The sequence below is a fragment of the Salinicoccus luteus DSM 17002 genome (assembly GCF_000712035.1).
Classification (GTDB): Bacteria; Bacillota; Bacilli; order Staphylococcales; family Salinicoccaceae; genus Salinicoccus; species Salinicoccus luteus.
In genome coordinates, this window is record NZ_JONV01000001.1 from 1 (window position 1) to 11171 (window position 11171).

General features: G+C 34.1%; 11 protein-coding genes and 1 pseudogene. 6 read left to right on the forward strand and 6 right to left on the reverse strand.

Annotation, left to right across the window (positions count from 1 at the left end):
* Positions 1–332 precede the first annotated feature (332 nt).
* A complete protein-coding gene (locus BO53_RS0100005; RefSeq protein ID WP_169738715.1) occupies positions 333–983 on the reverse strand; it encodes a putative immunity/bacteriocin fusion bifunctional protein in 651 nt (216 codons plus the stop codon).
* Between the two features lie 252 nt (positions 984–1235).
* Positions 1236–2459, reverse strand: coding sequence for a hypothetical protein (locus tag BO53_RS0100010; RefSeq protein WP_031544147.1), 1224 nt, complete (start codon positions 2457–2459; stop codon positions 1236–1238).
* 467 nt (positions 2460–2926) lie between these two features.
* Between BO53_RS0100010 and BO53_RS13510 the strand changes: the two genes are divergently transcribed.
* Positions 2927–3370 (forward strand): helix-turn-helix domain-containing protein, encoded by a 444-nt coding sequence (locus BO53_RS13510; protein ID WP_051682948.1) that lies wholly within the window; start codon positions 2927–2929, stop codon positions 3368–3370.
* Between the two features lie 447 nt (positions 3371–3817).
* Here BO53_RS13510 and BO53_RS0100020 read toward each other — a convergent pair whose 3' ends face one another.
* Positions 3818–4420, reverse strand: coding sequence for a hypothetical protein (locus tag BO53_RS0100020; RefSeq protein WP_031544151.1), 603 nt, complete (start codon positions 4418–4420; stop codon positions 3818–3820).
* A gap of 423 nt (positions 4421–4843) precedes the next feature.
* On the opposite strand from BO53_RS0100020, the gene BO53_RS0100025 reads away from it, so the two are divergent.
* From BO53_RS0100025 to BO53_RS0100035, 3 genes are all read left to right on the forward strand, one after another.
* Positions 4844–5155 (forward strand): hypothetical protein, encoded by a 312-nt coding sequence (locus BO53_RS0100025; protein ID WP_031544157.1) that lies wholly within the window; start codon positions 4844–4846, stop codon positions 5153–5155.
* A gap of 17 nt (positions 5156–5172) precedes the next feature.
* The gene (locus tag BO53_RS0100030) at positions 5173–5655 is read left to right on the forward strand and encodes a hypothetical protein (protein ID WP_031544158.1); all 483 of its coding nucleotides are present in this window, start codon (positions 5173–5175) and stop codon (positions 5653–5655) included.
* 776 nt (positions 5656–6431) lie between these two features.
* The gene (locus BO53_RS0100035) at positions 6432–6740 is read left to right on the forward strand and encodes a hypothetical protein (RefSeq protein ID WP_031544160.1); all 309 of its coding nucleotides are present in this window, start codon (positions 6432–6434) and stop codon (positions 6738–6740) included.
* A gap of 1002 nt (positions 6741–7742) precedes the next feature.
* Here the strand turns inward: BO53_RS0100035 and BO53_RS0100040 are convergent.
* Genes BO53_RS0100040 through BO53_RS0100050 form a run of 3 tightly spaced genes read right to left on the reverse strand, consistent with a single transcriptional unit; the run spans position 7743 to position 8662 of the window.
* On the reverse strand, positions 7743–8030 hold the full coding sequence (locus tag BO53_RS0100040) for a hypothetical protein (protein WP_031544161.1): 288 nt from the start codon (positions 8028–8030) through the stop codon (positions 7743–7745).
* An 18-nt stretch (positions 8031–8048) separates the two neighbouring features.
* Complete coding sequence (locus BO53_RS0100045; RefSeq protein WP_031544162.1) at positions 8049–8453, reverse strand: hypothetical protein; 405 nt, start codon at positions 8451–8453, stop codon at positions 8049–8051.
* Positions 8454–8455: 2 nt separating this feature from the next.
* A complete protein-coding gene (locus BO53_RS0100050) occupies positions 8456–8662 on the reverse strand; it encodes a helix-turn-helix transcriptional regulator (protein WP_031544163.1) in 207 nt (68 codons plus the stop codon).
* 734 nt (positions 8663–9396) lie between these two features.
* On the opposite strand from BO53_RS0100050, the pseudogene BO53_RS0100055 reads away from it, so the two are divergent.
* Positions 9397–9954, forward strand: a pseudogene (locus BO53_RS0100055) (recombinase family protein); the annotation flags it as partial.
* A gap of 186 nt (positions 9955–10140) precedes the next feature.
* On the forward strand, positions 10141–10782 hold the full coding sequence (locus tag BO53_RS0100060; protein WP_031544166.1) for a helix-turn-helix domain-containing protein: 642 nt from the start codon (positions 10141–10143) through the stop codon (positions 10780–10782).
* Positions 10783–11171: the final 389 nt, after the last annotated feature.

Below are 11171 nucleotides of genomic sequence, written 5' to 3' on the forward strand. Positions count from 1 at the left end.
GCAATATCTCATTTAGCTTTGACCTCCCCAACAGGAACGCACGTGGGGTTGGGGAGGTCAAAGGTTGAGTATAGTAATTTATTACTATTACGAATTGAGATGATGCCAGGTCTATTTTCACTTTGGGACGTGTGCATGCCTTCCAAATAAAAAAATGGCGTTCACCCCACTTTCACCCCCACTTTGGAGTGGTCTTTAGAAATCAATTAGAAACTTTTTATATGAAACTCAGTATCCCTTCAGGTGTAAATCAAAATACAATTACAATTTCAAAAGATAAAAATAAAGAAGAGATCCTCAGAGGTCTCTTCAAAGTTATATCACACTATGGTTTAAGCAAAAGCACATGCAGCAGCAAATGCTGTTCCACAAATTGCACCACATGTTCCCCCAGCTATTGGATTAACTAAAGCCCAAACACCGCAGTATTGGCCACAAGCTAAGAGTCCAGTAGCACTACATGCGAATGATTTGCCATTCCAATTAAAATCATAAGTAGAAATTCCGTCTGAACTATTATCAGTCTCAGGAATATATTCCATTAGAATTTCAGGTTCTTTTTCTGAATCGACTGCGCTTCTTTTTTCAGCATAGAATAAACTGATTTTATCATTATACTCATTATACTGCGTAAAAGTTACAACCATCTCATCTTTAGATTCATACACATCACTAGTCATGTAAACAGTTTCATTTGTTCCAGCAATTGAATACTTATAACTCGTTTTCTCATTGTCTACTTTTTGTTTTTTAAATCCATCTTTTTTCAACTCATTTTTCAAGTTATTAACGGACGAGATATTTGATAGTTTATCATCAATATAGTCTTTTTCCGGATTGCTCATAACTTCCATAACAACATCTTCACCAATTAATTCTTCTAACTCTTTTAGATTATCTTGCTGCGACACCATAAGATCAGATGTTGCTTTCACCTCACTAAAACTCGACCATGTAAAAGAAAAAACAAAAGCCAATGCCAAATGAACTATAACCCGAATAATGGACAGTTAATAAAAAACATCCATTATTCGGGTTTTAGTTCAAACCGTGGTCTAGAACCACTTTAATTGTAGAAATTATAAAAATAGTGGCGGCAAAATTTTACTTTTGTCGCCACTATTTAGTTCATTCTCAAATATGGATGAGCAAAAAGCAATATCGAGCTGGTGCTAATATTTATATCTGCTAATTTTACTGTAGATATATCCTACTTTACAGTAAGATGAAAAGTCTTATTCAACTGATTTATTATTTAGCTCTTGATAGTCATACATCATAAATCCTTGTGGTGTGTTAACGATTGAATATTCTACTTCTGTAATGCGTCTCCCGTTCGAAGTTGCATGTGAATACTCCCTGCTTACTGTCACTTCATAAGCACTTCCTCCTGCTGGAGTGATATTCTTGATGTTTAACTCATAAGTTTCATGATTCCGATAATTCCCAGAAACTCTGTTTGCTGAAATTTTTTCATAATTTGGGGATGTTTCGCGAGTACTAAGCAGTATATCTTCATTACCATTATTATAATATGCCATTAAATCATCGATATATGCATCTATAAATATAGTAATTCTTTCCTCTTCTTCAGCGTCTATATCTCCTGATTCTTCTGGCTGTTGTGCTGTAGATTCATCAGCACTGTCTGGTTCCTCAACTGCTATCATCGTGTCTACTATTTTTTCACCGGATTCATTATCGTGTAACCAAAACACACCTTTGACTGTGGAAGTTTCTTTATCCTCGATCACGTATTCCATAAGTTGCAAACCACTCACTGGTCCCCCTTCAGTTTCATAAACATCAACATCCGGTTCTCCCAATGCCTCTACCACTTCATTGTATGGTAAGCCGGCATAAAAAAAAACATCTTCAACATTGTTCTTATTGGGGTTTGTATTTTTATCAGCTTGATCATTTGGAAGGAAGGGTTGCGGGTTTGAATAAAGCACTCCCAAATTTCCATAGATAACCACAGGACCGCCATGTCCATGAGAAATCAAATCATAAGTACCATATCTTTCCTCTACTTCAGCCCGGGACATCCCTTGGGTAATGACATCTTGTGAAAATGTTAAATTTTCTTCCTCAATGCTGCTTGGGGAAAATAATGTTTGTTGAACCTCATCGGAATGAATATCAAACGAAGTGGCGTTTTGGTTACTCATATCATCATTTGATTTATCATTTGGTTCGTCCGTAGCCCCTTCTTCCTCTTCTTCATTTTCGCTGTTCGTACTTTCCTCAGTGGATTCCTCCGATGATTCATTTGTATCAGGCTGCTCGTTGTTGTTTGTTTCCTCTGACACCTTGTTATTAGTACTTTCGTCGGAAGATTCTACTGCCGATTCTTCTGTATTGGGTTCTGTATTATCAGCTGTTTCCTCAGAGGTTTCGCTAGATTGGCAGCTGGATAAAATCAATAATAATATGATTGAAAAGAAAATTAACCGCATCAAATACCTCCTTGTATTAAAAATGATTCGTTTCTACCTGAAACTCTCTTAATAATTTTACCCGTGAAATATACACACTAGTCAATTAGGAGGTAAAAATTGATTAAATTGAATATCGCACTTGTTCTTGGTGAGAAGTAAGAAATAAAATACTGTCTCACTTCGTTAAAAATTAACAAAGACAGACACCAGTTTTATAGTTTGAAAGATGAAAATAGTTTACAGATAAAACCCGAAAAAAACATGCCGTAGGCTGATTGAACTGTAACCCATAATTTAGACAGTTAAAAAACAATCTTAAATGCTTTCATTTAAATCCCCCTCATAAATTTGTAGTACAACCAAATCATATAAATAAAACATGTAAAATTTAAATATAACTTTGGTTATATTTTAGTAATATATCAATATATCATAGAAGTTTTTAAGCATTATCAATAAAATTTAGTACATAAGGAGTTATTTTAATGTTTCCGGAAAAATTAAAAGAGTTGAGAAAAAGAAAAAAGCTATCTCAAGAAAAGTTGGCTGACGTATTAGGAGTTTCAAAACAATCGGTGTATAAATGGGAGAGGGGGATAAATAAACCAGATACAGAAAATCTTAAAAAAATGGCTAACCTTTTCAATATGAGAGTTGATGACCTTCTTAATGACGAGCCTTTATCTGAGATAGAAAAGGAAGGTGTTAAAGTGCTAACTCATAAAGAAAAGAACAACGTTAAAAACTATCTTAATTTCATGCCTATAATTGGTTTGATCACTAGTTTACTAGTTGCTTTTCTACTTTTAGTAATATTTGATTTCGACTTGAATTTCCCACTAATAATATATATACTGCTTCCATTTTTAGTTTATACACTGGCATTCTATCTCCCTTTTAAATTAATTCAAAGAAAACGAGATAAATAGTTCATTAATCCGTTTTTTGGTAAGAGCTATAACCCAAGTAGACAGATTCCTTAAAGTATCTGCTTATCTTTATGCTATAGACTCGAAAAGTTCAGATGTTGGTGCTTGTTAAGAAATTTTTTACTAACGGTTATCATCCTTATAACCTGCCAATAAACGATCGTTTCAGAGTCCAAATAAGCGCATATGAGTGTTTAAATCATTTTTAGGGTACTTTGACTTTGTTGTGATTTAAACGTTTAGAAACGCTTTGAGGGCTCTTTTTGACGTTTTGAGCCATATAATCATCGGAGATCGATTTACGCCGAGAAAACGTTTGGTGGAAAAAAGCAATCCTGGATAAATGAACAAGTCGACAAGCAGATACTTTAAAGTATCTGCTTGCCGACAGCTTTTGGGTTTTTAGGGGTGCTGTTGTTTCATACAAAAATAAAATTACAATAAATATTAAATGTCATTTAATATTTTTGTTAATGAGTTATAAAGAATATCAATCTTGACATCATTAATATTTTTTTCTCTTTTTTCTTTTTCCAGTCCAGCTATATGATTTATTTTGAAATTTTGTGTGTCATAGTTTTTGTTTGTTGGATTATGGTTTTTATCAAATCTGATGAAGTAATCTCTATAATCATTTATATCTTTTAAAAATTTTTTAGTAGTATATTCAAGGTGGTTTATTTTATTAAAATCATCTATATCAAGTTCTACTGCAAATGTTTTTTTAGTTTCTTTTATTATTTCTTGATATTGATTTATAGTTTCTTTTATTTTTTCATTGTTCATATTTAAGGTGAGCAAAAGATTTTCTGTTCCTGTCATTTCTGCGCCTTCTCGGGTTAAGTTTTTAATAATTGTTGCAGGAACAGAAGTCATAAATATATCATTCAGCTCTGATTTTAAATAAAAGGTATCTTCATTTAGCAAATATAATATTTTACTACTTTGAGATTTAGCTTTTTGTTTTTCAAATCTCAAAGTGAAAGTATAGATTTTATAAGTTAATATTATGCTTATAATTGATAAAACAATTGATATTATATTATACATATTATCTCCTCTTTTCTTTTTTAGTTTCTTATTATTGGATACTATACATTAGATCTCCGATTGGAATATTTTAAAGACAGGACTTGATACTTCTATTTATAGTTATTTATTTTTAAGAGAAAATTGAACACAACTGATAAAAATCAAAACAGTTTTCAGTCATTATCATATTGCATTCCATTTAAAATGAAATACAAAAGCTGAAAATCAGTAAATGTAGTAAGAGCATAAGGAGGTTTTGCATGCACTTCGGCATTTCAAACCTCAAACCCCCTGATATGCCGGCAGTGCCGGCGATATAAAAATCCGTACCCAATCCACTAAAATGTACATATAAATGTACACAAAAAGCCGGATATATGATACAATAAACACAAATGTACACCTTAATGTACATAATGAAAATCGAAATGGAGGGGTTTCATGGGAAACATACATGTGCGGGATGTGGATGAACAGGTACTGTTCCGTCTAAAAAATATGGCCAAGGATCAACAGATCTCTCTAAGTGAACTGGTGCGGGAGATCTTGGGAAAGCATGTCGAAGATGATATGCTGTTCCCTTCAATGACTGCATTTGAACGGGCGATCAAAGAGACACAAATCAGTATGGATGCCAATACGGATGCGTATAATCAGTTTATAAAAGACAATCAGCGCTTCAGAACATTCATGATTGATTTGATCACAAAGGAAGAACTTTCGATAGATGAAGACACCAATAATATGGATTGAAGGAGGCGTAGACTACTATGATTTCTAAGAGATATGACTTCGATGATGAGACAGTTTCAAAGATTAAAACAATCAAAAAAGCGAAAGAGATTAAAACAGAAAAAGAGGTATTGATCCGGGCATTGGATCATTATCTGCTTTCAGAAATGATCGAGCATGAATCCGTTGAATTCAAAACATTGCAGAAGATGGATGAGATACAAGCGCAGCTCAAAAAGTTGAACAGTAAAATGAATCATGTGGATCTCGGAGTAAGCATCAACAACTTATTCCTTGCTTCTGAATTTGAAATCGAACGACATCCGAAAGCAATTATTGATAGGGACACCCTGGAAGGCTACTATTTTTCTACGGCTAAAAAAGAAATTCAAAAAATGATTCGCATCAAAGATCATGAGAATCGCATGAAACAAGCGAAAAACGATAACAGAAAATCCGTAGCTTCAGAAACAAAACATCAAGATAATGAAGATGCTGACGATGATTGGCTGAATGTTTAATTGCATAGATTGGACGCATCATGTTTTCTATATCTGAAAAGCAATCTTAAAGACTGAGAAAATAATAGAATGAAACTGCTGTAAAAGATAATCTTAGGCATATCAAGGGACTACATTTATTTTATACAAGGGGAGAAAATGGATATCTTAATGTTAGAAGGATGGACTCCTATACTTCTTCCCGTATTATTATAAGAACAAGTCTATTTCTAATTTGATGGAGATTGGAGAGTTAGTGTGAAAATTGGTATATTCATGGTTTAAATATAATTGTCCTAGTTGCAATGTCAGTATTTGGTCTATTTGCTCTGTTTGGAAATGCAATGAGTGCTGTCTCATCTCCTAGCATCAATTTTGCAGTCTACACTTCTTTTTTACTTTGGGGAATTTTTTATGGCATTCAGCTTTTAAAGAAAAGCAATATTTGGAGAGTTACTTGGTTTTTAGTTTCCCTAATTGTTTTATGGTATTGGTTGTTTGGAGGGGGAGCTTCATTTTGGACTATGATATTCGGATAAACTAGATGAAATATTTTACGATTGGGAATTAAATGTAAAAATTTTAGCTACTATAGCTAAAATCTCTTGTCTTGCTTGTGGCTTTCATGCGAGATAAGTTTATAAAATCTCGTTACGTGAAAATTATGTATGTTAAAATCTTTTGTTTCTTAAAGATACGGAGCTCATTAGATAATATATTTATGTTAGGTTGCATTTAAATGAAATTTGGGCTTTTTACAGGATCAGATCTTTCAAATTTATTAAGGGAGAATAACGATGAGAAATAAATTGCGATTGGTTACAATCATAGGAACTTTTATTATGCTGGCTGTATTCTTTTTAATCGTGACTAATAGAGTTTTACATTTAGTTCCGGCAGATATTTATTACAACAATAATCTATCTCCAACCTTACCTTTTATTCTCTTATCAATAGTTTCTTCCATATTTCTGATACTTGGGATTGTTGGTTTATTTATCTTAAAGGAAGGAAGAGGAATGCTTATTTTATCGCTGATGGTTAATGTTGGCTTTCTTGCTTTCCATTACTTCTTGTTTTTTGGTCTATTACAATGGGGCGCATAATATCCTCTATTATAAAAAGATATTAGAAAAAATGACTTTATTTAAAGAGAAACCTGAATTGAGATGCAAAATTCGCAGTTCAGATTTCTCTTTTTATAAGTTCCTTATTCTATAATCATAAATGAAACTATATAATTTAATTAGTAGTCATACCAGATACAATATAAATAAATGGAATATACCGAATGCTATTGCTAAAGCAAAAGATATCCCAGGAAGAAGAGTGTTTTCGGATTTTTTTATAATCCCAGTTATTGAAAAGAGTAAAGATACAGCTAATAAAATAAGACTAATATAAATTTCTATCGGTGGCCCTCCTCTAATAATTGGCCCTCTTGTCATGATGAGTATAAAAAAAGCAATAGAAAAAAGGATGGTTTATTATAATAGGAATTATACTGAATGGCACCATACTAGTATATGCTTTTTTTCTTTTTGTCGCACTCGGAATTGGTGGCACACCATAAAAACTATTCAAGTAATGGACATGTTTGTTGAAGATTGCAACTATAAAAAGTCAAACTTTATTTTGAATCTACATCTATTCACTGTAAGGCAAACGCTCAAAAATCTATCCCTATAATAAGGATAGATTTTGTATTTCTATTAGCAACCTTCTCTGAACATTTTACCTTAGCATAATGGTTTAGTAAAAAGAAGTGGTTTAACATCGAGTAAGATATCGAAAATAGAGTCGCAGAATTTTGTTCCTCAAATTCGGTTGTAGGAATATATGAAGGAAGTGTGTGTGAGGGTGTTGTTTCTCCTTCAAGGCAAGTGATAAGTTCTGCATCACACAAGGGACATCGTCGCCGAAAACTCTCCAATGCGCGTTATGGCTATGACAACGATTATCTGTTGCGTTGATAGGAATGTTTCCGCCTTCAGTTAAACCAACGCCACATTCAGGGTCACAATGGTCCTATTCTTCAGTCAGCCGGGCGTCTATTGGAAACTGTGCACGAAAAGGATCTTCAACTTGAGCGATTTTCCAAAATTCTTTTATACACCAAATATTAGTGTGACAAAGATGTTATACGCAATTGGGAACAAGAATAATATGATATTAAAAATAATGCCAATCATTGATAATTGATCTTTTCGATATCTATATGCGATAAACCCAATAATTGCTCCTATTGGACATAAAAACATAGGCATAACTAGTGGGAGTCCTTCGATTTTTTCTATGGGAACAATTCCCAGTAAGAAGTTCAAAATGAGTATTGATACGATAGTGGGGATTAAAATCGAAACAATTCCTAAGATGTTTATCTTCTCGTTTTTCATTAAAAATTCCTCCATTCATTACTGATAAAAAATAAAAAATAGCCTTATACAAAAAAACATAATAATATTTAAAAACACTAAAATAACAAGTCCGGACATAGGTGGAATTAAAGAAAAACCAACAATGCTATAAACAAAAAATAATAAAGATAATATCGTTATATTAATCCAGAAAGTAATGTATCCTGCTTTGTAACTATAATTTATAGTCCTTTCGTCTTGTCCCTCTTTTTCCTCAAACCATTTATTATCCCTTTTGATTCTAATTCCTTCAGAAATAGTAATAAATATCCAAAATAATGCAATGAAGGGGATTAGCCAATTAAATACTTCAGGACTCGGCGTCTTCCAAACATTAAATGTAGCAATCAATAATAAAATTGAGACAGAAATCTTTAGCAAAAAGCTATAGACATAATCCAAGTTTATTCCTCCACAATAAAGAGTTCTTCCACCGGACAAGCAAAAACCCTTGAAATTTTTATAGCCAGTCCTACGGAGGCCTCATACCGTTTTTTCTCCAGTGAAATTATGGTTAATCTTGTTACTCCAACTTTTTTTGCGAGTTGTTGTTGAGTATATCCAGATTTTTTTCGATATTCCCGAATGCGATTGTCTGTATTATTCTTCATTTCTTGTACTCCTTAATGTATAGTGTACTATACATTAATTTCTCTATAAAGGATAGCATGTAAAAATCAATTCTCCCTCTAATCTGCCTATTTCAACAAGTATAGTGTTTGAATCTAAAGCACTGATGGGATCGATCATTATCTTGCTAGCACAGTAACATTGTATGTTATCAGTTTTTCAACAGGATCTTCTTCGTTATGTAAATGCTTGAAACACAGAATTAAGCTGCCCCTCCAAATACGAGAGGCAGCTTAATTTTCTAATTACGCGAAAGGATTGCAGGGTTGGCCTTGAAACCAGAGTGATATAGTAATAGCCCATTCACTTCCTTGAAGTACATAGGGGTTTAAACATCCTTGTAATTCGGAATCACAACTGCAAGCAAAATAACCACGGTCACCATAACAATTATCGTGAGATTGGCAACATGTATCAACAGGACTTATTGGACTTTCAGGGCCACTACATCCTGGGCCACACCAGTTACCATAAATACAAGAAGCTTGAATTGTTGGGCCTTCACTTGTTTCTGGTATTTCTTTATTATTTTGAATTTGATTAAATCTTTTCAAAAATTCCTCGTTAATTTCAAATTCGTTTGTTTTTGAGATAGTTATTATTTAGTTAAAAAAGCTGTTAAATCATTGAAATATAAATCTCTAAAGATTGCTCAAAATCATAATTTCATATACCACCTTTTATGATATAGTTTCATTGAAAGGTGGTCATTTTTATGTCTCGCTATATTTATGGATATGCTAGGGTAAGCACGTATCAGCAAGATTTATCTCGGCAGCTGGATCTATTGGAGCAATACAATTGCAATGAGATTCTGACAGAAAAGATTACAGGTATAAAATCAGACCGGCCGGAACTGAACCGTCTAATAGATAAATTACGCCCAGGTGATATTGTGGTGGTTGAAAGTTTTTCAAGGCTGGGGAGAAGTACAAAAGACCTCATCGAATTAGTGAATTATTTTGAAGAAAATGATGTGAAATTGAAGAGTATAAAAGAGGATTTTGATACATCAAGCCCCCAAGGACGATTGATGATGACTGTCTTCCAAGCGTTTAGTCAATTCGAGCGGGATTTGATTGTCGAACGTACCAAAGAAGGGTTGGAAAGTGCCAGAGCGAGAGGACGGAAAGGGGGCCGCCCCAAAGTAAAATCTAAAACAGTCACAAAGGCGATCAACCTATACAATACAAAAGAGTACAGCATACGAGAGATTGTAGAAATGACTGGAATCAGTCGAGCGACCCTTTACCGGTATTTAAAGACCTCCAAATAAAAGCTCCTATAAACACTGTTTATATACCATGGTATAATGCGTTTATGATGATTTCGTAAACGGTTTAAAAAGATCTTAAAATACTATACTATCAACATTCTATAAGATATTTTATCTAAAGATATAAACGTTTGTATAAACGATACAATAAACGGTCATAAACGAAGAGTCGGAGGTAAGAAAATGAAGGAACTGAATACGCTCTATACTCCAGCTCAGGTCGCTGAAAGAATTGATCTTTCCCAATCCAGTGTCCGCAGATACACTATCGCCCTTGAAAAGGCTGGGTATGCCAATATCAAACGAGACCCGAACAACCACAGAAAGTATGATATATACGATATCCAGACACTTGAATACTTTAAAGGGCTGGTAAACGATAAGAAACACTCTTTTGAGCAGGCACTCGAAAAAACAATGAAAGACTTGGACTATATTCATGCCAAAGTGGATACCCGAGACCTCTCAACTCTGTCTTCTGACAATAAACATACGGAACGCCTGGAACAGAAGGTGGATACATTAATCGAACTGGTGCGGGAACTCGATCAGAAGACGGAGCACCTGCAAAAAGATAATGCACGTCTGACAGCATTAGTGGAAAAACAACCTTTAGCATTGGAAATGCACAAGCAAGCGAGCATAGATGCCGTTGAGGCGCCAAAAGATGAGGACAGAGAGCAAACAGAAGATGATGAGGGTGATACGCCCGAAGTTTCTGAAACACCTCAACAGGGGGCTCCTGAGACTTCCGAGACAAAAAAAGAAGAAATAAACCAAAAAAATGACGGGATATTCTCCCGCCTTAAAAAGTTTTTCCGTTGAATGTTTGCGATTCCACCGAAATATGTATAAAATGGTCTTTAAATAACTGAACGGAAAATTAAAAGAGTACCAGCATTAAAGGGTAGTTGGTCGCTATCCTTTAATCGCTCACCGTGAACACCCCACGGCAAACACTTTAGGTACTCTTTATCATCCTTATGATACCCGTATTATAGCGAGTTACAACCTATTTTACAAGTATTCAGGATGATAAAGGGGCATATTTTCAAAGAGTGTAGCCGTAGACTAGCGGTTACACTCTTTTTCTTTTCTGAAAAGAAAGGGTATGGATACTATGACCACTCAATACGAAATCGTCAGCTTCACCGACTACCAGAACTTCGACAGCATCAAAGAAATGGATGAGACCGTCAGACAGTTCAATGCCA